The sequence below is a fragment of the Buttiauxella izardii genome, from assembly GCF_003601925.1.
Lineage (GTDB): Bacteria > Pseudomonadota > Gammaproteobacteria > Enterobacterales > Enterobacteriaceae > Buttiauxella > Buttiauxella izardii.
Genome location: NZ_QZWH01000012.1, coordinates 93718 through 117161 on the forward strand (window position 1 = coordinate 93718; position 23444 = coordinate 117161).

The window sequence follows — 23444 nt, forward strand, 5'->3', positions numbered from 1 at the left end:
TTATTGCTGGCCCTGCATGCGCTGCACCGCCGCCACCGTTTCCATCCCTTCGTCGCCACCGCCAATGCGCACGCCGCGCACCGGGCAGGCATCGAGATAATCAAACCCCACCGCAAGCTTCAGGTGGTGGCAGGTATTGCGCGTGTTGTTGGTGATATCAAAACTGTGCCAGCGCCCTTCTACCAGCGCTTCAACCCAGGCGTGCATCGCCACATGCGCGCTGTCCGGCGTGTAGAGATAACCGCTGATGTAACGCGCCGGGATATTCAGGCTGCGGCAACAGGCGACAAACACATGCGCGTGATCCTGGCAAACGCCCACGCCAGCCTCGAATGCCTGCGCGGCGCTGTCTTTAACGTCCGTGCCGCCCGGCGTATAGGGCATGCGTTCCAGCACTTCACCCATCATCACCGTCAGGCTTTCCAGCGGCGCGGTTTCGCGCCAGTGCAGATTGGCAAAGGCCAGAATCGCGCCATCCGGCTGCGTTAACGGCGTATGGCGCAACCACACCAGCGGCGAAAGTGCTTCGTGAGTGCCATCGTCCAGCGCTTCTCCTTCGGCAATTTCCACCACGCCCGTCGCTTTAATGCTGATCGACTGATGCGGACGGTCGAGCGTCAAAACATGCAGAATATTGCCAAAAGCATCGGTGGTTTGTACCGCCTCTTCCGGTAGCGCCAGCTCCCAGGAAATAATGTGCTGATGCAGCGATTCCTGCGGCGTGAGGCGCAAATACTGCGTGCTGTGCTTAACCAACTCGTCATAGCTGTAATGCGTGCTGTGTTCGATTGTCAGTCTCATTGTGCCTCCAGATAGGTGTATTGGATGCTTTCGGAAATCGCGTTGACCTGGCTTAAAAAGCGCGTCAGCCAGGGTTGCAGGCCGGAATCTATGACGTCATCCAATGTGCTAAAGCGTAGCTCGGCATGCAGAACATGCGCCAGGCGGCGTGGTGCGTTGGCGCTGTGGCCGCCAATCAATTCCAGTTGGTTGACCACTTCTTCGATGCACGACCGCAAAGAACGCGGGCTTTCGCTACGTAATATCAGCAAATCAGCCACCATTTCGCGCACCAGTTGCTGCTTGTAGATACTGTGATACGCCTCGCGCGCACTCACTGCGCGCAGCAAAGTGTCCATGCGGTAATGCTCGCGCACGGCGTCCGGGTCGTTATCCAGCAGTTGGTTTTTCACGCCCAATAAACGCGCGGTGCTGTCGGCGCGTTCCAGTAATGTGCCGATGCGGATAAACGACATCGCATCGTTGCGCAGCATGGTGCCAAACATCGCGCCACGAAACAGGTGTGAACGCTCTTTCACCCAGTCAAAAAAGTCATCGGCATTGCTGCTGTTGACGCCTTCTTTGCGCAGCCGTTTCATCTCAATCCACGCCGAGTTGATGCTTTCCCACACTTCTGATGACAAGCTACCGCGCACCGCATGGGCGTTCTCCCAAGCCGACTGGAAACAGCTATAAATGCTGCTCGGGTTGCGGGTATCCAACGCAAAGTAGTCGAAAATCCCCGGCATGGTGAGTTGCTGGTAATACTCCCAGTACGCAGCCCCGCTGCCGGTTAAATTCAGCGGCACCTGCAAATCCTGATGCCCGGTTTCGCGAAATGGCATCATTGATAAACGGTTGGTGACGTCTAATACGCGGGCAATGTTTTCAGCGCGTTCCAGATAACGAGCCATCCAATACAGTTCACTGGCGGTGCGGCTTAGCATGATGTGTCGTCCTCCAGAACCCAGGTGTCTTTGGTGCCGCCGCCTTGCGATGAGTTCACCACCAGCGAGCCTTTTTTGAGCGCCACACGCGTTAAGCCGCCTGCGATTAAGCGCGTTTCAGCGCCATACAATGCGAACGGGCGCAGATCGATATGGCGCGGTGCCAAGCCTTCTTCGACAAACGTCGGGCACGTTGACAGCGCCAGCGTGTCCTGGGCGATATAGTTTTGCGGGCGAGCTTTGAGCACCGCGCGGAAGGCTTCGATTTCCGCTTTGCTGGCCGCCGGGCCAATCAACATGCCGTAACCGCCTGCGCCGTGGACCTCTTTCACCACCATTTGTTCAAGGCGAGACAGCACGTAACCGAGTTGATCCGCATGGCGGCACTGCCAGGTGGGCACGTTATTCAGAATCGGTTCTTCGGAGAGATAAAAACGGATCATGGCGGGCACATAGGGATAAATGGATTTGTCATCAGCCACGCCGGTGCCAATCGCATTCGCCAGCACCACGCCGCCAGTGCGATACACCGACAGCAAACCCGGCACGCCAAGCATCGAATCCGGGCGAAACGCCAGCGGGTCGAGAAACCCATCGTCCACCCGGCGATAAATCACGTCGACTTTGCATGGCCCCAGCGTAGTGCGCATAAATACCGCGCCCTCTTTGACAAACAAATCCGCGCTTTCCACCAGCTCGACGCCCATTTGTTGCGCCAGGAAGCTGTGTTCAAAATAGGCGCTGTTAAAGCGGCCTGGCGTGAGAACGACGACGGTCGGGTCATTAACCGGCGAGCTTTCCCGCAGGGTTTGCAGTAGGTGCGAAGGGTAACGTTCGACCGGGCGAATGCGCTGTTGGGCGAATAATTCTGGGTAAAGCCGCATCATCATTTTGCGGTTTTCGAGCATGTATGAAACGCCGGACGGCGTGCGCAGGTTGTCTTCCAGCACGTAATATTGCCCGTCGCCGCCGCGCACCATATCCACGCCAATGATGTGCGCGTAAATATCGCGGTGCAGGTTGATGCCCTGCATACACGGCTGATACTGGTCATTTGCCAGCACTTGTTCAGCCGGGATCACGCCCGCTTTGAGGATATTTTGATCGTGATAGATATCGTGCAAAAAGAGGTTTAGCGCCTGCACCCGCTGGCGAATCCCGGCATCGAGCATCGCCCATTCGGCGGCGGGAATAATGCGCGGCACGCTATCAAAGGGAATTAAGCGCTCGGCCCCGTCTTCGTCGCCATAGACGTTAAAAGTAATTCCGACGCGGTGGAACAACAGCGCCGCTTCCTGCTTCTTGCGCATTACCGCCGAACTGTCGGCACGCTGTAGCCAGTTCCAGTAATTGCCGTAATGGCCACGATGATTGCCGTCGAGCGCAAACATTTCATCAAAAAAAGACGCAGCACCAGGGTCCATATTGATCATAATTCCCTCGCTTAAGGTCATGTAGCCGTTTCATGATTTAAGCAGGAAATATGCCATGTCAGTTTTAGTGCATTTTGCGGGGGGATTTGCGCGATTTGGTGGCAAAAGACGCGGGCAAAAAAAAGAACGCACCGTGACGGTGCGCTCTGAGGGAAGTTATTGCGCCGGACATTGCGTCCAGCGGGCGCGCAAAGTGTCATACGCCCAGTTATAAATCACGCTATATGGCAGGAAGAACAGGAAGAATCCAATCTCAACCATAAACGCCTGCAATAAAGAAATGTTCAGCATCCAGGCCGCCAGCGGCAGGCCAATCAGGATAAAGCCTCCTTCAAAGCCCAGCGAGTGCGCGATGCGCAAAGGCAAGCGGCGTTTTTGCCCGACCGGGAAGAACTTGTCGAAACCGGCGTTATAAATCATGTTCCACACCATCGCGACGGTCGACAGCATGATCGCCAGCGCGCCCATCTGGAACAGCGGCTTATTCATAATCCACGCCGCCAGCGGCGCACAGATCGCAATGGCGATAACTTCAAAACCCACCGCGTGGATAACGCGCTCGGCAAATGTTCTTTTTTGGGACTGCATCATTCAACTCCAGATTCACTTTTAGCAATAGGGCTATGGCACGCATTATCATCGGTATTAGTGGTAGAGTTAAGTGATTAGCCATCGACAAAAGCGATACATCCGTCATACTTCGAGTTGCAGGTGCGTTGGCTACGTTTACTCGCCCGAATCACTTACTAATGTAAGCTCATCGGGACTCGTTCACTTGCCGCCTTCCTGCATCTCGAATTATTTTGGATGATAGACGATGAATTACTCTCCCGAATCTCTTGAAGCGTTTTTGCAGGCAGTTGAAACCGGATCGTTTTCTGCGGCGGCGCGCAAACTCAAAAAAAGCCAGTCGACGGTGAGCAGCGCGATTGCCAATCTGGAGGCAGATTTAGGTGTCACGTTATTTGACCGCCAGAGCCGCCAGCCCGCGCTCACCGAGCAGGGCAAACATGTTCTGCCGTATATCCAGTCGATAGTGGCGGCGAGCGAACGGCTTAATGAAGTCTCGGTGCGCCTGGCGGGAAATGTCGAGCCACGCCTGAGTTTTGTGCTGTCGGATGTCTGGCAAACGACGCATCACGAGTCCATTCTCCAACGATTTTCGCAGCGCTTTCCGGATATCGAGTTTGAGTGTTTGATTGCTGAAGATGAGGATGTGATCGACCTGATTCAGATTGGTCGCGCCCATGTTGGCGTGTTGCGCGTGCAGCCGCGTTACCCGCTGGATGTGACGGTGGCGCGTTTGCAGGTTGGCGCGGAAATGGCGATTTTTATTCACCGCCAGCATGAGTTAGCCCATTTGCCGATGGTCGAAATGGACACGTTACAAACCGTGCGCCAGCTCAGTTTGAGTACTTTCACCGACCCGATGCGCAATAAAAGCGGCGGCCCGATGTGGTCGTCACCTTCGTTATTGATGTTGTTAGAAATGGCGGAACAAGGGTTTGGCTGGGGGATTTTGCCGCGCTGGCTGGTGGAGCAATTTGGTCACGATGTGTTGCAAGAATTGCCGGTGGCGGGCTGGCCGCAGCGTATTGACGTGGATGTGTTGTGGTCGAATAAAACGCCGCCAGGCCCCGCCGGGCGTTGGATGATCGACCAGTTGCGGGCGCAGAATTAAAAACGGGGCATCAAATGCCCCGTCGGGTTTTGTAGGTCGGATAAGCGCAAGCGTCATCCGACAATCAAAGATTACTTGCGCTTCGGCATCGTCTTCAACAACTCGTCCGGGCTGATGGACGCCACAATATCGCTGCCCGGCAATGGCATCTTCAGGATGTGATTTTTCATCTTGCCAATCACGTGCATCTCACACGGGCGGCAATCGAATTTCAGCGTCAACACTTCATCCTGATGCACCAGCTGCATCGGCGTCGCTTTCCAGCTTTTCACTGAACCTTTCGCCTGTTTCGGGCATAAGTTAAACGCAAAACGCAGGCAATGTTTAGTGATCATCACCGGCACTTCGCCCTTTTCTTCGTGCGCTTCATAAGCGGCATCAATCAGTTTCACGCCGTAACGCTGGTAAAACTCACGCGCTTTATGGTTGTAAACGTTGGCGAGGAAAGTCAGGTGTTCTTCCGGATAAACCGGCGCGGGAACGCTGACCGGCTTACGGGTTCCACGCTGATATTGCTCAATACGCGCATCCGTCAGCGCATCAATCACTTCACGGCGCAGTTGGTTGAGTTGGCTGTTTGGCACGAATAACGGCGCAGGCAAATTCAGGTCAACTTTACGAGCCTGATACATGGTCTGGCCGAGTTTTGCCAGGCTATCGCGCAGGCTGGAATACGCTTTTTCCGGGTTGTTCGCCACGTCGAACTGCCCTTCCAGCGTTTTCGTCACGCTCACGCCGTCTTCGCAGGTTGCGGTTAACACCAGTTGTTCTTCCCAACCGCCGAGTTCCAGATCCACACGGATGCGGCGCTCGCTGGAGGTTTTGGTCAACGCCTGCTGCCAGTTGTGGTCGAGGTTGCGGTTTAGCGGATGGTTCGGACGGACGTTTTTCAGCGTTTCCGGCATTTCATTCGGCCAGACGCGATACTGATTTTTACCGGTTTTTTCCACGGTATTGGCGCGGAAGCCGACGATATCGCGCTTGATCAGCACGTTCAGGCCATCGCCGTTGGTCAGCGAATCGGTCACCGTCACATCGAGGAAATCTTTGCCAACCTTCAGCACTTCACCCACCGGCAGGCCAATGTATTTCGGCGAATCAAACGCGCCGATGTCGATTTTGCGCTCGTTAACGAAGTAATCCGTGCTGCCACGGTGGAAGGTTTTATCCGGCGACGGAATAAAGAAGTGCGAGGTCACGCCAGAAGAAGCGCGAACTAAATCCGTGCGCTGCTCCATTAATTCATCAAGCAACTGGCGATAATATGAGGTGATGTTTTTCACATAGCTCATATCTTTATAGCGCCCTTCGATTTTGAAGGAACGCACGCCCGCATCCACCAGCGCCGCCAGGTTGGCGCTCTGATCGTTGTCTTTCATCGACAGCAGGTGTTTTTCATAAGCCACCACGCGGCCCTGATCGTCTTTTAGCGTGTACGGCAAGCGGCAAGCCTGGGAGCAATCACCACGGTTTGCACTGCGCCCGGTCTGAGCGTGAGAGATATTACATTGGCCGGAATACGCCACACACAACGCGCCATGAATGAAGAACTCAATCGTCGCGTCAACGTTTTCATGAATGGCGCGAATTTGGTTGAGGTTCAGTTCACGGGCTAAAACGATTTGCGAGAAGCCCGCATCAGACAAAAATTTAGCTTTTTCTACACTGCGAATGTCGCACTGGGTACTGGCGTGCAGCTCAATCGGCGGCAAGTCCATTTCCAGCACGCCCATATCCTGCACGATCAGCGCATCGACGCCAACCTGATACAGGTCGTGGATCATGCGGCGCGCAGGCTCGAGTTCGTTGTCGTGCAAAATAGTGTTAAGCGTGACGAAAATCTTCGCTCCATAACGGTGTGCAAACGGCACCAGTTCTGCGAGATCGTGCAGGCTGTTGCCCGCATTATGGCGTGCGCCAAAACCAGGCCCGCCAATATAGACCGCATCCGCGCCATGCAGAATGGCTTCGCGGGCGATGGACGTGTCACGGGCTGGGCTGAGTAATTCGAGATGATTGGCGTGCAGGCGCATAGTGGGTCTATTTTCTGTGTTATGGACGAAAGGCGGCTATTGTAGTCAGAATGGACGCGTAAGCATATACCCGGCAGCCCGTTGGCTGGCGTTTGGCGAAAATCGACCTTCTACGGCGAGCCATTTTTAATTATAATTACAGGAAAAATAATTACATAATGTAATCACATTAGGCTTATTGATGTAGATGCCTTCTGAATGATTCGGTTAAAGATGATGGGAAATGACAAAAAATATAGAACACTCAAAGCTTTATCAATCTGAAGGCGTCAGGCTGTTATACAACAACTCATTACCGGGCATTCTGATTACTTTCGTTGCTTCCAGTGCTCTCGCCTTCACATTCATTGATGACACGAATTTCAATGACAAATTCGCCTGGTGGCTGGTGATGAGTTTGATCCTCATCATGCGGGTCATTGATACGCGTATGTGGTTAAAAAGTAATGCAGAATTTAAAACCAGAAAGACCTGGTTACTGCGTTTTGGCTGCGGGTGTTTGCTTAGTGCAGCGATGTGGAGTTTGTACGCTGTCATCTTCTACCCCCAATTCTCGATTGAAGAATTAAGCACCACTAATGTGATTCTCGCCGCTATGGCGGGCGGTGCCACCAGTATTCTTTCCGGCAATCTGCTGCTCGCCTCGTTTTACAACATTCTTATTTTAATGCCCATGTCGATATTGCTGCTGATGCAACCGGAGCAATATAAAATTAATCTCGGCGGCCTGGGAATTTGCTTTACCGCCATCATGATTGTCTCGTCTGTTCGTTCGTCAAAATACATCAAAGAAGCGATATTACTGCGCTACAGAAACAAAAAACTGGTTTCACGTATGGAAGAAACCATTCGCGTCAGAACGCGTGAAGTCTACGAAATATCCAATAAAGATTCCCTCACTGGGTTGTATAACCGCAGCGCGTTTTTATTAGCCGCACAGAATGTTGAGCTGGAATTTAAAGAGCAAAAAATCTCGGGCTTTTCGATTTTCTTTATTGACCTTGATGGCTTTAAAAACATTAACGACACACTTGGGCACAATGTCGGCGACCGGGTGTTAGTCGCGTTAAGCGACCGATTGAAGAAATTTATTGATAGCGGGAATTTAATCTGCCGTTGGGGAGGCGATGAATTTATCCTGCTGTTGAAAGAGCATTGCCCGGTTTTAATCAGCGAACTGGCCGATAAAATCATCGAGAGCCTGTCACGCCCTATCCGCCTGGATGAGCAAAACGTCACCCTGAACGCCACTATCGGTATTTCAGTTTGCCCGGAACACGAAAGCTCAATTACGCGGCTTATCCAACTGGCGGATATCGCTATGTATTCGCAAAAGGGCAAATATCCGGAGCGTTTAGCTTTTTACAATATGGGGCTGGAGCGCGATCTACATCGTAAAATCACGCTAAATGAAGCGCTAAAAGGCGCGCTTGAGCGCAATGAATTTCGCCTGATGTATCAACCGATTGTCGATGCCACGGGCCAGGTCGTGAGTTTTGAAGCCCTGATGCGCTGGCGTTATCAGGAAAAAGAAATATCCCCGGTCGAATTTATTCCTTTAATGGAGCAAAGCGGGCGCATTGTGCAGACCGGGCACTGGGTATTAGAAGAAGCGTGCAAAACCCTGGCGCAAATGAATAAGCACAATGCAGGAATTTGCATGTGCGTGAATATTTCGCTGATTCAATTTTATGACAAAGGGTTTGTGAATAACGTGAATCGCCTGATTGAACGTTACGCCATTCCCGGCCATTTACTGCATCTCGAAGTGACGGAGTCGATATTCCAGTCCGATCAAATGATGATCAACCAGAAAGTCAGCCAGTTGCAGCAGCGCGGCGTGAAGTTCTCGGTGGATGATTTTGGCACCGGATATTCCAGCCTGTCGGTTATTCAGAATATGAATATTGATTACATCAAAATCGACCGTTCGTTTATTCAGAATATCGAGCTGAAAGGCCTTTCGATTGTGCAGGCGATGATGAATATTTCCCGCAGCCTTAATTTCAGCGTGATCGCGGAAGGCGTGGAAACCGACAAACAACGCCAGTTGCTTGAAGAATGCGGCATTCCGTTTATGCAGGGCTATTATTTTTCACGCCCGCTTGAGCGCCAGAACGCATTGGTTTACCTCGATCAGGCGCTTGAGTCACCTCCTGTTGTTAACGGCTTGTAAATCTATAGCGGGGTAATGCTATAGTTTTGCCGTCAACAATAAGGAAAATAAGATGCGCTCAATTTCGATTCCGTTACCCACGGTTTTGGCAGGGTTTGTTGCGGTATTAGTGGGTTACGCCAGTTCAGCGGCGATTATCTGGCAGGCCGCAGAAGCTGCGGGTGCCAACACCATGCAAATCGCAGGCTGGTTGACGATGCTGGGTATCGGCATGGGAATCAGCACCTTAGCGCTGACGATTTGGTATCGCACGCCGATTCTGACCGCATGGTCAACGCCGGGTGCTGCGCTACTGGCTACCAGCTTGCCGGGCCATTCACTCAATGAAGCCATCGGCGTGTTTATTTTCGCTTCATTTTTGATTCTGATTTGCGGCGCAACGGGTTTGTTCGCCCGCCTGATGCGCCTGATCCCTTCAACGCTTTCCGCCGCCATGTTAGCCGGTATTTTACTGCGCTTCGGCCTTGATGCTTTTACTTCGCTGCAAGGCAATTTCTTAATGTGCGCCAGCATGTTGCTGGGCTGGTTGCTGGCAAAAACCTGGGCTCCGCGCTACGCCGTGGTGGTTGCGATGATCGTGGGTCTGGTGGTTTGCCTGGTCAGCGGAAATCTGCAAAGCGGCAGCGTGCCGGTCGCGGTGGTGATGCCGGAATTCACAATGCCGCATTTCTCGCTTTCCAGCCTGCTGGGCATCGGTGTTCCCTTCTTCCTCGTCACCATGGCTTCGCAAAATGCGCCGGGCGTTGCGACGTTAAAAGCGTCGGGCTATGACGTTCCGGTGTCGCCATTGATTGTCGTCACCGCGCTGATTGCCCTGATTCTGGCTCCGTTTGGCGTGTTTTCCATTTGTATCGCGGCGATCACCGCCGCAATTTGCCAGGGCAGCGAAGCGCATCCTGACCCGGCAAAACGCTGGCTGGCCGCCACTGCGGCTGGCGTGTTTTATTTGCTGGCGGGTGTGTTTGGCGGTTCGATCACCACGCTGCTCACGGCCTTGCCTGTCGCCTATATTCATACGCTGGCGGGGCTGGCGCTGCTGAGTACCATCGCCGGGAGTTTGTATCAGGCGCTTAATCATGAACGCGAGCGCGATGCGGCGATTGTGACGTTTCTGGTCACCGCTTCGGGCGTGAATTTGCTGGGGATTGGTTCGGCGTTTTGGGGGTTGGTGGCGGGCGGAATTTGCTACGCCCTGTTCTCATTTACTCGTCGCGCGTAACTGCGATGGCGTCACGCCAAGCGTGGCTTTAAAGCGGTTACTGAAATGGCTTGCGGAGCTAAACCCACAGGCCATCGCGATATCCGTCAGTGATAACGGGCTGTTTTTCACTAATTCTTCAGCGCGTGACATACGGCGGAGCATCACATATTGATGCGGCGCGAGCTGGGTCGATTGCTTGAACATTCGCGCAAAATGAAACTCGCTTAACCCCGCCTCCAGCGCCAGTTCGCTCAAGGTTAACGGCTCGCTAAGGTGCTGTTCGATATACGCCTGAATATTGCGTAACACCGCAGGTGCCAGCCCGCCACGCACATCCGGCAAGCGCCATTGCACGTTGCTGTAATTCTGCACCATGTGGGTCATCAACAAGGTCGATGCGGTGCTTAACATCAAATGGTTCGCCTGCTGCTGCCAGTCGCTGCTTAACAAAAAGTGGCGATACAGCTGCGTGATACGCGGGTCTTCGCTAAAGGTTTTCTCATCCAGCTGAATTGCCGCCGGGCTGCGATCCCAGATTTGTTCGGCGATATGGCGCAGATGTTCGTCGGTGCAGTACAGATGCACAAACGAAAACTGATTACGGATATCCCAGGTCGTTTCACTCTCTTCCGGCATCAGGCAAAAGCGATCTGGCCCGCCGCCGTTTTTCCAGCCTGCCGACGTTTTCTGATAGGTTTCATAACCTTCATTCACGTACATGCTCAACGTGTGGTGGTTGCTGCATTGCGTCACACGATCGAGGCTATTGGACCAGGCCGACAGCTGAATGCCAGAACCTAGCTGCACGTTATCTTCCAGCACCGCGTTGTGCTGGCGAAGATTTTCAAATGCGTGATAGGGCTGGGTCATGGCGCGTTACCATCAGGTTGGGAATGACAGTTTAAGGAGTGCGCGCGCCTGTTACCAGCCTTTAACAAATTGCCGGGCAAATAAAACCGCAAGAATATGCAAGCCGCGCAACCACGTGAAAGCATTAACGCTCGGTTTGACGAATACTCCCGCAATCCGTTTGGGGAGATAACAAAATGAATGCATTACTTTATATTTCGGTGGTGGTGATTTGGGGCACAACCTGGCTGGCGATTTACATGCAGCAAGGCGTGGTGTCGGTGCCGGTTTCTATTTTCTGGCGTTTTGCGGTGGCAGCGGTGGTGATGCTGGTGGTTCTGTCGGCGATGGGACGTTTGCGCCGTATCAGCCTGCGTGACCATCTGTTTTGTATGCTGCAAGGCGGCTGCGTTTTCGGCTTTAACTTCGTCTGCTTTTATCATGCGGCGGCATACATCAGCTCCGGCCTGGAATCAGTCATTTTCTCGATGGCGGTGCTGTTTAATGCGGTCAACAGTATGATTTTCTTCCGCCAGCGCCCGAGCAAAAACTTGCTGCCTGCGGCGGTGCTCGGCATTGCCGGTGTGATCGCCCTGTTCTGGCATGATTTAGTCGCCACACAACTCGCGCCTTCGTTGCTGTTGGGCATTGGTTTAAGCGCCCTGGGCACCTTCGGTTTTTCACTGGGGAATATGATTAGCACTCGCCATCAGCGCCGTGGGCTTGAAACGCTTTCCACTAATACCTACGCGATGTTTTACGGCACCATTATTATGGGTGTGCTGGCGCTGGTTCGCGGAGATTCGTTTATACCGGAATTGACGCTGCGCTATCTTGGTTCGCTGTTCTACCTGGCGATTTTTGGTTCGGTGATTGCGTTTGGCGCTTACTTCACGCTGGTCGGGCGCATTGGTGCCAGCCAGGCGGCTTACAGCACCCTGCTGTTCCCGCTGGTGGCGCTGAGTCTTTCGACGATTTATGAAGGGTATGTCTGGCACAGTAATGCGATTATCGGGCTGTGTATGATTTTACTCGGCAACCTGGTGATGTTCTCAAAACCGGGGATGTTTAGCGCCCTGCCGTGGCGCAAACGGACGGCGTAGAAAACCAAAAAAGGGAGCCAGGCTCCCTTTTCTCATTTACTGCTTCTGTTCGGTATCGAATACCGTGGCGTCGGTCGCCAGGTCATCGACCACTTGCTTGAGCGTATCAATTGTCATTGGGGTATTTTCGTTGCTCAGGTCTTTACCTTCCCCTTTGCGCACCACACGCATCACGGTTTTGTTGGTCGCCGCATCAATTAACTCAGCCTCAAAGTACAGGTTGGTGTCCATGGTGCGATGCCCGGTGGCGACTTGTGTACCCGCTACGACCAGCGCGATTGGCACCACTTCGTAGAATTGCAGACCTTCTTTAGAACAATCCACCGCAGTAATGGCACCACGGAAAATCAGGCTATGCTTGCCCGGCGTCGTCACCAGCGGCTTACGTGCTGCGGCCGCCGCTTTAAGCTGGGTGTTGGTGTAGTTTAATAATCCATCCAGTACTTTTTGCCCCACCTGCGTTGATGGTTTTGGCACCGGATAATAGGTGACAGGGTTATAAACCAGGCTGTCGTAATTACTGCCTTTAAAATCAGGATCAATCCAACGCATAATATCTTTGCCTGAGTTGGATTTTGTTTCCTGTAGGCCAGAATAATCTTTTAGAAAACCTGAGTATTTTTCAGGCGCGGGTAACTTAGAAGCACAACCCGTTAGCGCTAATACTCCCGCCAGACATGCCGCTTTAAAACAAATTGATGTACGCATTATTACTCTTACTCCCTGTAGATTTCATGTAAGCGTGCGCGTTATAACAACAAAGCCCTGGGAATAATGAGGTTTAAATGCTACTTATTTCAAATTCGGAAATTGCTTGTAAATTTTGTTTCAAAAGCATGAATGACGAAAAATTAACAGTTTAGTTGCAGATGAATTAGGATTAAGCGTAGGTAAAATAACAGGAGCAGACATGACACCTCATCTACGGATTGCTCGACCGGTGACAAATCTCAGCCAAAGCAAAGAGATGTATTGCCTGGGTTTAGGCTTAAAAGAAATCGGCGAGTTTAGTGAGCATGATGGTTTTAGCGGCGTGATGCTTGGGCCGGAGGATGCAAGCTGGCACCTGGAATTCACGGTTTGCCACCGCCATCCCGTGGAGCCTGCGGCCACGGTTGATGACTTATTGGTGCTTTATTACCCGGATAAAGACCAATGGCAAAAAACCTGTCAGCAAATGCTGAATGCAGGTTTTTTAACCATTAATAGTTTTAATCCGTATTGGGATGTTGCCGGGCGTACGTTTATTGATCACGATGGTTATCGCATTGTGTTACAAAATCGCGCCTGGCCACCCGCTTAATTTTTACGCACCAGCATCGTTGCAAAGCGTAATTTAATCCGATTCCCTTGTGCGTCGGTTTTATGCAATTCGCCGACGTCTTCATTGTATTTAATTAATTCCCATTCCGCGTAGTAATCACGTAATTCGCCTGTTTTAAAAGCAAACGGGAAACCGACATTACAAGGAAAATCTTCGGTATCCATCGCGGCGACAATTAAATTATAAGCCCCCGCTTTGGTGCAACGCTGCATATTTTCAATAAGGCCGGGGATGGTATTACGCTCAAGAAACATCATCACCACGGTTGAAAGAATAAAATCATATTCACCATCGAATTTTAATGCGTTCAAGTCCACATTATCAGTGGTGATATTTTTCAGCCCTTCCGCTTCAATGATTTTATTCAGATTGCTGATACTCATTGGGTTTTTATCCCAGGCGGTAACATCGAACCCTTTCTGATTCAGATACAAACTGTTGCGCCCGCTCCCACAGCCCAGATCCAGCGTTTTACCCGGCGAGACGATCGTTGCTGCATTTAGCACATCAGAATGGGTACGCGTTAAGCCGTATTTCTCGGTGTAATAATTTTCAGAAAGCATTTTAATTTATCCTTTTTGCAGGCCGTTCAACTCGCAACAGCAATTTCCCCTGATAAAGCAGGATAACCGTGCGCAGCAGTAGCAGGCCAATAATGAAATTAGTGAAGATAAACAGCGGCACCGCGAGTGCGGTAAAAAGCCCGTCATTACTGGCATGGCTAAGGTGCAGCGCTGTGCCAGCAAGGGCTGAAATACCAAATGAGAAACTCCAGAACGAAGCATTAAACGGCTGCTTCAAATACCAGGGCATCAGGCGGAGCATAAACAACAATTGCAGTAGACCGTAACCGAACAGCATTTTGGCAAAGAAATCAGGCTGGCCGTCGTTGACACTCAGATAAGCGTTACAGGCGACCAGGGCGGGTGCCAGCTGAATCCCAAGCGCTGTGCGAGCTGGCGGCGGGAGTTCCCCGGCGCTGCGTAAACGATGCAAAATAGCGGGTTCCAGGCTTAACCATGAAAACACGCCCGCGCCGAAAAACAGAATCCCCAAGTCGTGATATCCCAACGCCCCGCAGGCCATCGCGCTGATAAAGTTATTGGCAACGGTCGGCAAATATAATCCGGGTGTGGTGTCAGTATGCGGGTGGCTGCCACGCCATAAACCGGCACTCTGCCAGGCGGCATAAGCCAGTTGCACCACCGCGCCGAAGGCAAACAACCCCACCGCTAACGGGCGAATATAAGGTGCGATAGCAATTGAAACCAGCAAGGTGGTTGCCGGAAACAGGCTGATAAAACTGCCCTTTTGTGGATGACGGATTTCGTCGAGAATCGTTTGTGGATATTTCACCAGCCGCACCACAAATGCCAGCGCCAACGCCAGCCAGATGGCGATCGCCAGGCTTTCAAATGCCTCGCCAATCCGGGGGGAAACCGACCAAATCGTGGCAGCATAACGCCACGCAAACCCCATCCCAATGGTCCCAAGCACCATCCCAAAATAACCAGCCGGGAGATTGAGCATGGTGCGTGTTACTGATTTATTCATTTCGTTTAAATTATAAAATGTATTTTAGATGCATTTTATGCGAATGCGCCGCAGAACGCCATATGGGGATTAATCTGCTACGGTTTAAAAGGGAACTCTCTGGGATAAAGCGATGAACAAGTATCAATTAACCGGCGACTCGCGGCTGCACGACTATCTGGTCGACGGCAAAAAACAGCAGGTCAAACTGTGGCAAGTGGTCGCGCTTTACGATTTCAGTGATGTTAAAACCGGGCAACTCGGTGGCTGGATTGAATGCGAAGACAACCTCAGTCAGCACGGAAACTGCTGGATTTATGGCGGCGAAAGCGTGGTTTACGGCGGTTCAAGCGTTAATGATGACGCACAAATTCATGGGGAATCCACCCTTTGCCACCAGGCGCACGTCAGTGGGCAAAGTGTCGTGAAGGAATCTTTAATCAGCGGCGAATGCCGAATTTACGATGCTGCTCGCATTCTTAATGGCAGCCAGGTGATCGCCGTTCGTGGGCTAACCGCCGACAACGATAAACTGCTGCAAATTTATGGCAACGCCACGGTAAATGCCTCACGCGTGGTTCATCAGGCTCAGATATTTGGCAACGCCGTGGTGAATAACGCCTTTATTGAGCACCGCGCTGAAGTCTTCGGCCAGGCGATTCTGGAGGGCAACGACGAAAACAATATCTGGGTTTGCGACTGCGCTCGCGTGTTTGATAACGCACGAATTATTGCCGGACGCGGTGACGACCAAATCCCCACCATTCGTTATTCTTCTCAGGTTTACGGCAACGCGCTTATTGAAGGCGACTGCGTCCTCAAACACCAGGTGCATATTTTCGATGACGCCACGCTTATCGGCGGCCCTATTCAGCTCGATAACCAGGTACAAATTTACGGCCAGGCGCGAGTCACCGGGAACGTTCTGATAGAGAATAATGTGCAGATTTACGATAAAGCCGCGGTCGACGGCCTGGATGGCGAGCTGATTCATATTCGCGGCATTAAAGATATTAATGGCGAACAGCGTGTTACGCGCTCGCCGTTTTATGGGGTGTTTTAAAGCTTTTCGATTATTCGCCCATAAATATTCTGATCGTGAAACTCGCCGTTAAGATATTCGGCTTGTTTCAAACGCCCCTCAAGTGCAAAGCCATTGCGTTGCGCCACACGATTGCTGGCGGTGTTGCTCACAATGCATTTGATAACAAAACGGCGCACCAGGCCTTCATTTGCATATTTCTGCATCACCGCGTCTAAGGCGCGGGAAATCACACCTTGCCCAAGAACATTCTCATCGAGCCAATAACCGATGTACGCCGTTTTGTTGGTTGGCTCAATTTGGTTAAACGAAACCACGCCGATCATATTTCCATTGAGCCTAATCAGAAACATTTTGGCGAAACCGCGATGATGCAGAATGTAATTTCCCTGGGCCATTTTGCGTGAATCTTCTACAGAGATGACATATTGCGGCCAATCCATCGCCGTTTGTAGCCAGGCTTTATTCTTTTGCACCAGCGCAAAAATTTCATCAGCGTGACTTTCATGAATGGAATGCAGCGCAATATTCTCATCCACTGTAATCACATCATCCGGCCAGTTATCTGAATCCCGCACCCATCGTCTCCTTCATTAATCATGTTCTGTGGAAAATAATGGTGCAGAAATCCACGCTGCACCAGCGGCGATCCCCACCATTGCCCAATTGTATGTAACTTTACAGCACTCACGCGGCTTTAAGGCCTGGTATAGATATTGCTTAACATCTTTGTAACCCAAAGGAGACTGAGATGAAAGCGATCATAATTGGCGGCGGCATTGGCGGACTTTCGGCAGCAATTGCCCTGAAAAGATGTGGCATTGCCACGGAAGTCTATGAAGCGGTGAAAGAAATCAAACCCGTCGGTGCGGCGATTTCAATTTGGCCCAATGGCGTGAAATGCCTGAACTGGCTTGGCATGAAAGAGCCACTCCAAAAATTGGGCGGGCCGATGGAATTTATGGCCTACAAGGAATTTGTCCACGGCCAAACCTTGACGCGTTTTAGTCTCGATCCTTTAATCAAAAGTGTTGGCGAGCGCCCTTACCCGGTGGCGCGGGCAGAACTGCAAGACATGTTGATTTATACTTATGGCCGCGCAGATATCCAGTTTGGCAAACGCGTGGCGCGTATTGAAGAGTTCGATGGCGGCGTGCGGGCCTGGTTTGAAGATGGTCATGTCGCCGAGGGTGACGTATTAATTGCCGCCGACGGCACCCACTCGGTGATCCGCCCTTATGTATTAGGCCACCAGACCGAGCGCCGTTATGCCGGTTACGTTAACTGGAATGGACTGGTGGAAATTGACGAATCTATTGCCCCAGCGAATCAATGGACGACATTCGTGGGTGAAGGAAAACGCGTTTCGTTAATGCCCGTTTCCGGGAATCGCTTTTACTTCTTCTTTGATGTGCCGCTGGAGAAAGGTTTGCCAGAAGACCGCACCACGGTGAAGGTGGATTTAACCCGTTATTTCGCTGGCTGGGCAGATCCCGTACAAAAACTGATTTCTACAATTAACCCGGAAACCACAAATCGCATAGAAATTCATGATATCGAACCATTTATGCAACTGGTTCGCGGGCGTGTTGCACTGCTGGGTGATTCAGGTCACAGCACCACGCCAGATATCGGCCAGGGTGGATGCGCCGCCATGGAAGATGCCGTTGTGCTAGCGATGGCATTGCAAACTAACTCACTAGGGGTTGAAGATGCGTTGTTACGCTACCAGGAAAAACGCGCTTATCGCGTTAAAGATCTGGTACTTAAAGCGCGTAAACGCTGCGATGTGACCCACGGCAAGGATATGAACATCACCCATAGCTGGTATGAAGAATTGAAAAGCGAAACCGGCGAGCGCGTGCTTTCCGGGATGTGTGAAACCATTCTCGGCGGGCCGTTGGAATAGATTTTGGTTCTGGTCGTGTCGGATGACGCTGCGCTTATCCGACCTACAAAACCCGACACACAAAACTGACGTCCGAAGAATAAGCGTCATCCACCATAAAAAAAGCCCCGCATTTTTTACGGGGCTTCATCAGTTATTTCATAATCCGGTCATCAACGTATTTACGTTTATCCGGCGCTGGCGGGAAGTAGTGATACAGCCAGGTTTCACTGATGGCATCGCCCTGGCAGCGCAGGAACATGCGCATATCCACCGGGGCCGTTGAGTCGTCCGTTGGATACCAGTCGAACAGAATCCGGTAGCCGTCGAATGGCTCCACGTACAGAATTTCAATTTGACGGGCTTCGCCGTTAGACAGCGTAATCACCGGCTCGATACCTTTCGGTGCCGCGGCTTTCAAATCTCCGCCGATGAAATCAATCGCGAAACGGCGCGACCATTTTTCCGGGAAGTGTTCACCTGGCGCCCAGCCTTCCGGGAAGCTGCCCATACCGGTGCGTGTCGCGTAAACACGTGCCAGCGGCGACTGGATTGGCGGCAAACCGCTCCAGTAGAGTCGGTATTTAAACTCCAGCTCGTCACCGGCTTTGACCGGTTTTTCTGGCTGCCAGAAGCAGACGATGTTATCGAGCGTCTCACCCGTGGTTGGGATTTCCATCAGGCCGATGGCGCCCTTGCCCCACTTGTTCAGCGGCTCAACCCACAGGCTTGGGCGTTTGTTATACCAACCCATAATGTCCTGATAATTGGCAAACTCGTGGTCGAGTTGCAGCAAACCGAAGCCTTTCGGGTTGTTATCGAGATAAGCGTTGAACTGCAATTTCTGCGGATTGTTCAGCGGGCGCGTCACCCACTCGCCGTTGCCACGCCACATCGCCAGGCGATCGGAGTCGTGAATTTGTGGGTGAATGGTGTCGCACATGCGGCGTTCGTTGGTGCCACAGGCGAACATACTGGTCATCGGCGCGATGCCCAATTGCTTGATATCTTCGCGGGCATACAGGTGATTATCGACATCCATCACCACGCGTTCGGCTTCGCAATTGATGGTGAATTTGTACGCCCCGGTGACGCTTGCGCTGTCGAGCAGTGCGTAAACCACAAATTTGGTGTCGCCCGCTTTCGCGGTTTCAAACCAGAACGAAGTGAAGTCCGGGAACTCTTCAAGCTGATCGGTATAAGTGTTCACCGCCAGCCCGCGTGCAGACAGGCCATATTGATAAGTGCTATCGACCGCACGGAAGTAGCTCGCGCCGAGGAATGAAACCACGTCGCGACGCGCCAGTTCTGGCGCTTTGAAGGCTTTAAAACCCGCAAATCCAAGATCGATCTGGCCTTCGAGTTGTTTGGTGTCTACGCCCGCATCGTTATAGTTGAAAAGCTCAGGGCGGAAGTGAATCTCACGCGCCTGATGGGATGCCGGGTCAACAGAGAACATGCGCACACGGCGGCGGAACCCCATGCCAACGTGGAAAAACTGCACGTCGAGCTGGCGGTTTTCGATGTTGTTCCACAACGAATGCTCGGCGTCATACTGAATCGCGTTATAAGCCTGCGGCGTTAAGTTCGCCAGCGTATCAGGCAACGGGCGCGGTTTGCCGACCCAGGGTTTCTTCGACAGGTCATGAGCCATTGACTGAAGCACGGAGAAATCGAATTCAGTGGTGCGACCATCGGCAATTTCGGACTCGCTCGCATAAGCGGCACGGGAGAACAGCGTGGCAATTGAAGTGGTGCCGCTGACTGCGGCGAGAGCCATTGAGGCTTTGATAAAACGTCTACGGTTCATGCCTGAAAGATTGTCCTTCATGTCGATGTGTTTCGCTCCGCGCGGGGCAGAACAACGGCAAAATCTAGACCGCACACTCTAGACAAAAATCACGACAAATCCAATCACCTACACAGAGCTTTACGCGCCGGGAAGCATTATTTTCATGTACATGGGAATACGATGAAAAAACGGCCCACAAAGTGGACCGTTTGTCGGACAAAAAACTTACTTCACCGCGACATCAATACCAGGGAAATACTTCTTCGCAAGTGTGGTGATCGTGCCGTCGGCCCGCACTTTGTCGATAGCCGCATCCAGCTGTTTCTTGGTTTCTGCATCGCCTTTACGCAGGCCATAACCGATACCGCTGCCCAGAATTGTGTCATCGCTGACAGGTTTGCCCACAAAGCCAAAACCTTTGCCCTGCGGCTTGCTCAGGAAGCCCGCCTGGCCTGCTGCGGACATCACCAGCGAGGCGTCAATACGCCCGTTGAGCAAATCACCCCACGCCATATTCTGGTCTTTATAAGAAACGACCGTCACACCGTGTTTTTCCCAATGCTCTTTCGCATAGGTTTCCTGAATGGAGCCTTGCAGAACGCCGATGGTTTTACCTTTCAGGCCTTCCGCTGTCGGCTCCATGCCGCTGTCCGACTTGCCCACCAGCTGCGAAGGAATACGGTAGATTGGCTGGGTGAAATCGACACTTTTACGACGCTGTTCGGTGATGTTCATTGCCGAGTTAATCGCATCAAACTTCTTCGCCACAAGCCCTGGGATCAACGCATCAAACGACGTCTCAACCCATGAGCATTTCAGGTTTGCCGCTTTGCAGATAGCGTTACCCAAATCGATATCAAAACCTTCCAGTTCGCCCGCTGAGTTACGGCTCTCAAACGGCGGATATTCTGCTTCCACGCCATAGCGCAATTCGGTTGCCGCAAAGGTAGAAAAAGAAGCACACAACCCAACTAACAAACTTAATGCATAAACTTTTTTCATTATGACCTCTTATCAGCGTGGCTTAACCTGGCAAAGTGCCTGCGCACCCGCACGTAACGTAGCTTCATCTTTCGCAAATGACAAACGAATCAACTTATTGTCTGTCCCATCGGTATAAAACGCGGAGAGCGGAATGGTCGCCACGCCGTATTGCGTAATTAAACGCTTCACCATTTCACTGTCAGATTCATCACTGAAATGATCGAACTTCGCCAGCAGGAAGAATGAACCGGCGCTCGGCAACAGTTTGAACGGCGAATCCACCAGCAACGACTGCATTAAATCGCGTTTGCGCTGGTAAAACGCCGCCAGCGATAAATAGGTGTCCGGGTTCGTCATGTATTCAGCAAATGCATATTGCATCGGCGTATCCGCAGAGAACATCAAAAACTGATGCACTTTGCAGATTTCGTTCATTAATTCCGCCGGAGCCAGGCAGTAACCCACGCGCCAGCCGGTAACGTGAAAAGTTTTGCCGAATGACGAAACAATCACGCTGCGTTCGGCCAGCGCCGGATGCGTCGCCATGCCGTGATGACGCTCGCCATCAAAAACGATGTGCTCATAGACTTCATCGGACAGAATAATGATGTCGGTGTTACGCGTCAGTTCCGCCAGCATATCCAAATCTTGCGCACTGAATACCTGCCCGCTTGGGTTGTGCGGCGTGTTGACGATAATCATGCGGGTGCGCGGGGTAATGGCGGCACGCACTTCATCCCAGTTGACGGTGAAATCCGGCAGCGCCAGCTTCAAAGCCACGGGAGTTGCGCCTTGCAGACGGACAATGGGCGCGTAGCTGTCAAAAGATGGCTCGAAGTAAATCACTTCATCGCCCGGATGCACCAGCCCGCTAATTGCCGAATACAGCCCTTCACTGGCGCTGGCGGTAATTAAAATTTCATCATCAACGTCGTAATTTGAGCCGTACAGCGTGGCGACCTTTTCCGCGATCAGGGTTTTTAACGGCCTGAATCCGGTCATCGATGCATATTGGTTATGGTTGTCCTGCATCGCTTTGCTGACACCGGCGATTAATTTCGGGTCTGGCGAAAAGTTTGGCGCGCCCTGTGAAAGATTAATGGCGTTATGTTGCGCCGAGAGTTGGCCGATAACGGTAAAAATGGTGGTTCCAACATCCGGTAATTTTGAACGAAATTGCACCGGGGTTTGCATAGTCATGGCCGCTCCTGTGAATGCGCGATTTGCATAACTATTCAATCTGTAACAGGTTGCTACCACAAACGAATTGTTGTCATAATTGCCATGCAAAAAACTCATGGCTCAGCGGAGAGCAACCGAATATGCGGCGCAATTTTCCCCTTAATACTGTGGATGCTTTCCTGGTGACGGCGAAACATTTGAATCTCACTCACGCAGCAAAAGAGCTTTGCCTGACACAAGGTGCGGTCAGCCGTAAAATTTCAACGCTTGAGGAATGGCTGGGGTTTTCGCTGTTTGACCGCCACGCCCGTGGCTTGCATCTCACCCCGCAAGGCAGCGCCCTGCTTCCCGAGTTACAGCAAGCCTTCGAGCATTTACTCAACGTGGCGAGCGATGCCGCGCACAAACCGAGTGTCATCCGCCTCAAAGCCCCGACCTGCGCCATGCGCTGGCTGGTGCCCAAACTGGTGCAGCTCGAAAGCGTGTCGCCGGATATCCAGGTCGCGCTCACCACCACCGTTGAACACGGCGTGAATTTCAATAACGAACCCTTTGATGCGGCGATTATTTTTGGTAAACCTTCCGCGAATGGCACATTGCTGTTTGAAGAAAGACTCACGCCGGTCATCAGCCAGCATTTGTTGCCGGATGGAGAAATAACGCCCGAAGATTTGAGCCGCTACACCTTTCTGCACCCTACACGCGACCGCACCGACTGGTCGTTATGGTTTGCGCAGAATGTCCCTAACCCGCCTGCTATGAATAAAAATCAACACTTCGACACCATGGACTTAGCCATCAGCGCGGCGATTCAGGGTTTTGGCATTGCGATTGCCGATGCCACACTGGTGGCGGAGGATTTGCACCGTGGACGGTTGGTACAGCCGTTCGCCGGGAGCGTGAAGACCGGAGCGTGTTATTGCCTGGCGTTGAAGCCCGGGGAGGATGGTCATGCGGGGCTGGAGGGGTTTAAGCGGGCGCTGTTGGCGGTTAGCTAGCCGAGCTGTAAGCTGGATCTGCGAGCCCTGCTTTTTTCCGTTCACCCGTAAGTTTACCGTTCCTACATAGATCAGCGGACGGTGAACGTATCAAGGAGAGAACGCCCTCTCCTTGATAATCCTGGCGTCCGGCAAGTCAATCGCCGCTTTGCGGTAAACACCGTTTTTCACCCAACATTCGCGGTCGTTCGCGACTCGTTCCCGACGATCGCTCTCTCACGTGGCTCCCGGCCACGTGACCCCGACTGAAGGGTAAAAAACGGCGCGATTGAAGCCGGAACCGAAGGTCAACTTCAAAACAAAAAGTCAAAACCCAAAGGCGACACCGAGCCGGTTTTGACCTTGTTCCCGGTATAAATTGCCCCAGTGTTCCCCATAAGTCAGGGTTGAGCTGCCGGGAGCAGCGAAAGAGAGCGATCCGCCGGGAGCGTGTCGCGAACGACCCTGATGTTGGGGATAAGCTGGGGTTTACCGCTTGCGGCAATTTAATGACCGGGC

At 52.1% G+C, this 23444-nt stretch carries 21 protein-coding genes; 8 read left to right on the forward strand and 13 right to left on the reverse strand.

Annotation, left to right across the window (positions count from 1 at the left end; genetic code table 11):
• The 4 genes from D6029_RS07545 to D6029_RS07560 form a co-directional block, all read right to left on the reverse strand.
• Positions 1-801 carry a transglutaminase family protein gene (locus D6029_RS07545; protein ID WP_120064179.1) on the reverse strand — a complete coding sequence of 267 codons (801 nt, stop codon included), beginning with the start codon at positions 799-801 and terminating at the stop codon, positions 1-3.
• Complete coding sequence (locus D6029_RS07550; protein ID WP_120064180.1) at positions 798-1727, reverse strand: alpha-E domain-containing protein; 930 nt, start codon at positions 1725-1727, stop codon at positions 798-800. Before D6029_RS07550 ends, D6029_RS07545 begins: the two co-directional genes overlap by 4 nt.
• Complete coding sequence (locus tag D6029_RS07555) at positions 1721-3160, reverse strand: circularly permuted type 2 ATP-grasp protein (RefSeq protein WP_120064204.1); 1440 nt, start codon at positions 3158-3160, stop codon at positions 1721-1723. The genes D6029_RS07550 and D6029_RS07555 overlap by 7 nt, the downstream gene beginning before the upstream one ends.
• A gap of 156 nt (positions 3161-3316) precedes the next feature.
• The gene (locus tag D6029_RS07560; RefSeq protein ID WP_120064181.1) at positions 3317-3748 is read right to left on the reverse strand and encodes a multidrug/biocide efflux PACE transporter; all 432 of its coding nucleotides are present in this window, start codon (positions 3746-3748) and stop codon (positions 3317-3319) included.
• A 229-nt stretch (positions 3749-3977) separates the two neighbouring features.
• Here D6029_RS07560 and D6029_RS07565 point away from each other — a divergent pair, with 229 nt between their 5' ends.
• Positions 3978-4841 (forward strand): LysR family transcriptional regulator, encoded by an 864-nt coding sequence (locus tag D6029_RS07565; protein ID WP_120064182.1) that lies wholly within the window; start codon positions 3978-3980, stop codon positions 4839-4841.
• 71 nt (positions 4842-4912) lie between these two features.
• Here the strand turns inward: D6029_RS07565 and D6029_RS07570 are convergent, their stop codons facing one another.
• The gene (locus tag D6029_RS07570; protein ID WP_120064183.1) at positions 4913-6874 is read right to left on the reverse strand and encodes a peptidase U32 family protein; all 1962 of its coding nucleotides are present in this window, start codon (positions 6872-6874) and stop codon (positions 4913-4915) included.
• Between the two features lie 223 nt (positions 6875-7097).
• On the opposite strand from D6029_RS07570, the gene D6029_RS07575 reads away from it, so the two are divergent.
• The gene (locus D6029_RS07575) at positions 7098-9050 is read left to right on the forward strand and encodes a putative bifunctional diguanylate cyclase/phosphodiesterase (RefSeq protein ID WP_120064184.1); all 1953 of its coding nucleotides are present in this window, start codon (positions 7098-7100) and stop codon (positions 9048-9050) included.
• A gap of 52 nt (positions 9051-9102) precedes the next feature.
• Entirely contained in the window at positions 9103-10269 is a 1167-nt protein-coding gene (locus D6029_RS07580; protein WP_120064185.1) for a benzoate/H(+) symporter BenE family transporter, read from the forward strand.
• Here the strand turns inward: D6029_RS07580 and D6029_RS07585 are convergent.
• Positions 10249-11121: an AraC family transcriptional regulator gene (locus D6029_RS07585; RefSeq protein ID WP_120064186.1), complete on the reverse strand. Its 873-nt coding sequence runs from the start codon at positions 11119-11121 to the stop codon at positions 10249-10251. The genes D6029_RS07580 and D6029_RS07585 overlap by 21 nt on opposite strands.
• A gap of 176 nt (positions 11122-11297) precedes the next feature.
• Here D6029_RS07585 and D6029_RS07590 point away from each other — a divergent pair, with 176 nt between their 5' ends.
• Positions 11298-12203 carry a DMT family transporter gene (locus D6029_RS07590; RefSeq protein WP_120064187.1) on the forward strand — a complete coding sequence of 302 codons (906 nt, stop codon included), beginning with the start codon at positions 11298-11300 and terminating at the stop codon, positions 12201-12203.
• Between the two features lie 36 nt (positions 12204-12239).
• Here the strand turns inward: D6029_RS07590 and D6029_RS07595 are convergent, their stop codons facing one another.
• The gene (locus D6029_RS07595; RefSeq protein ID WP_120064188.1) at positions 12240-12911 is read right to left on the reverse strand and encodes a DUF3313 domain-containing protein; all 672 of its coding nucleotides are present in this window, start codon (positions 12909-12911) and stop codon (positions 12240-12242) included.
• 202 nt (positions 12912-13113) lie between these two features.
• Here D6029_RS07595 and D6029_RS07600 point away from each other — a divergent pair, with 202 nt between their 5' ends.
• On the forward strand, positions 13114-13506 hold the full coding sequence (locus D6029_RS07600; RefSeq protein ID WP_120064189.1) for a VOC family protein: 393 nt from the start codon (positions 13114-13116) through the stop codon (positions 13504-13506).
• Here the strand turns inward: D6029_RS07600 and tehB are convergent.
• Entirely contained in the window at positions 13503-14090 is a 588-nt protein-coding gene (gene tehB, locus D6029_RS07605; RefSeq protein WP_418230250.1) for a tellurite resistance methyltransferase TehB, read from the reverse strand. The two genes, D6029_RS07600 and tehB, sit on opposite strands and share 4 nt — an antisense overlap.
• Position 14091: 1 nt before the next feature.
• Positions 14092-15081: a dicarboxylate transporter/tellurite-resistance protein TehA gene (gene tehA, locus D6029_RS07610; RefSeq protein ID WP_120064191.1), complete on the reverse strand. Its 990-nt coding sequence runs from the start codon at positions 15079-15081 to the stop codon at positions 14092-14094.
• 112 nt (positions 15082-15193) lie between these two features.
• Here tehA and ydcK point away from each other — a divergent pair, with 112 nt between their 5' ends.
• A complete protein-coding gene (gene ydcK, locus D6029_RS07615) occupies positions 15194-16123 on the forward strand; it encodes a YdcK family protein (protein WP_120064192.1) in 930 nt (309 codons plus the stop codon).
• On the opposite strand, the gene rimL is transcribed toward ydcK, so the two are convergent.
• Positions 16120-16680: a 50S ribosomal protein L7/L12-serine acetyltransferase gene (gene rimL / locus D6029_RS07620; RefSeq protein WP_120064193.1), complete on the reverse strand. Its 561-nt coding sequence runs from the start codon at positions 16678-16680 to the stop codon at positions 16120-16122. The genes ydcK and rimL overlap by 4 nt on opposite strands.
• A gap of 173 nt (positions 16681-16853) precedes the next feature.
• Here rimL and hpxO point away from each other — a divergent pair, with 173 nt between their 5' ends.
• Positions 16854-18011 carry an FAD-dependent urate hydroxylase HpxO gene (gene hpxO, locus D6029_RS07625; RefSeq protein WP_120064194.1) on the forward strand — a complete coding sequence of 386 codons (1158 nt, stop codon included), beginning with the start codon at positions 16854-16856 and terminating at the stop codon, positions 18009-18011.
• 133 nt (positions 18012-18144) lie between these two features.
• Here hpxO and D6029_RS07630 read toward each other — a convergent pair whose 3' ends face one another.
• From D6029_RS07630 to D6029_RS07640, 3 genes are all read right to left on the reverse strand, one after another.
• Positions 18145-19800, reverse strand: a complete 1656-nt coding sequence (locus tag D6029_RS07630) for a glucan biosynthesis protein D (RefSeq protein ID WP_120064195.1) — start codon at positions 19798-19800, stop codon at positions 18145-18147.
• Between the two features lie 207 nt (positions 19801-20007).
• Positions 20008-20784: an ABC transporter substrate-binding protein gene (locus D6029_RS07635; protein ID WP_120064196.1), complete on the reverse strand. Its 777-nt coding sequence runs from the start codon at positions 20782-20784 to the stop codon at positions 20008-20010.
• Positions 20785-20796: 12 nt separating this feature from the next.
• Entirely contained in the window at positions 20797-21966 is a 1170-nt protein-coding gene (locus D6029_RS07640; protein WP_120064197.1) for a pyridoxal phosphate-dependent aminotransferase, read from the reverse strand.
• Positions 21967-22088: 122 nt separating this feature from the next.
• Here D6029_RS07640 and D6029_RS07645 point away from each other — a divergent pair, with 122 nt between their 5' ends.
• Positions 22089-22946 carry a LysR substrate-binding domain-containing protein gene (locus tag D6029_RS07645; protein ID WP_120064198.1) on the forward strand — a complete coding sequence of 286 codons (858 nt, stop codon included), beginning with the start codon at positions 22089-22091 and terminating at the stop codon, positions 22944-22946.
• Positions 22947-23444 lie beyond the last annotated feature (498 nt).